We start from the raw sequence: 372 nt of genomic DNA on the forward strand, positions 1-372 counted from the left end.
CCCAGACCGGCATGGTGGTCGGCACCCCGCAGTACCTCTCGCCCGAGCACGCGCTCGGCAAGAGCGTGGACGCGCGGTCCGACCTGTACTCGGTAGGCTGCATTCTCTTCGAGCTGGTCCCAGGCCGCCTGCCGTTCGACGGGGACACCTCCTTCTGGATCGAGTACAAGCGCGTCCAGGAGGAGCACCCGGCCCCGTCAAAGCGGAACGGGGCGGTGTCGCGCGTGGTGGACGAGCTGGTGGCCAGCGTGCCGCGCAAGGAGGCGGCCAATCGGCTCCCGAGCACGCACGCAATGCGCACGGAGGTCGAACGGGACCGGTACGGCTCGCGGTGGGCTGGAGGCGCGCTGCAGGCGACCCGCCCGCTTGTGC

General features: G+C 71.0%; 1 protein-coding gene. It reads left to right on the forward strand.

Annotated elements, in window-relative coordinates; translation table 11 throughout:
- A partial coding sequence (locus tag UK12_RS33580; RefSeq protein WP_045307002.1) for a protein kinase domain-containing protein occupies positions 1 to 372 on the forward strand: 372 nt, incomplete at both ends.

It is taken from the genome of Saccharothrix sp. ST-888 (assembly GCF_000955975.1).
Lineage (GTDB): Bacteria > Actinomycetota > Actinomycetes > Streptomycetales > Streptomycetaceae > Kitasatospora.